At 63.8% G+C, this 423-nt stretch carries 1 protein-coding gene; it reads left to right on the top strand.

The features are described from left to right. The coding region (locus EN935_RS40295) for a strawberry notch C-terminal domain-containing protein (protein ID WP_164771945.1) at positions 1–423 on the top strand (423 nt) is incomplete at both ends.

Here is a 423-nt window from a genome sequence, read left to right as displayed (position 1 = left end):
CCCTATGCCCGCGCAGCACTGCGCCAATTCTACATGCTGCTGCATCAGGGCAAGATCGAAGGTTGTTCGCTCACCACCTTCGAGACCGTGACCGGGCTGTCGCTGACGACGGATGAAGGTGGTTTGCGGGACGAGCTGCCGCCGATCACGACCTGGCTCAATCGCCTGCTGGCGTTGCGCATCGAGACCCAGAATCTGCTGTTCGAGGTGTTCGAGCAGCTGATGACGGCCAAGATCGAAGGCGCCATCGCCGCCGGCAACTACGACAAGGGCCTGGAGACGATCACGGCCGAAAGCATAGTCGTCACCGATCGCCGCACCGTCTACTCGCACCCGGTCTCGGGCGCGCAGTCGCATGTGCTGACCGTCGCGCGCAAGGACCGTATCCGACCGCTCGGCCTCGTCGACGCGCTCGCCATTGTC

This window comes from Mesorhizobium sp. M7D.F.Ca.US.004.03.1.1 (genome assembly GCF_003998635.1).
Lineage (GTDB): Bacteria > Pseudomonadota > Alphaproteobacteria > Rhizobiales > Rhizobiaceae > Mesorhizobium > Mesorhizobium loti.
This window is presented reverse-complemented; position numbering and strand designations above follow the sequence as displayed.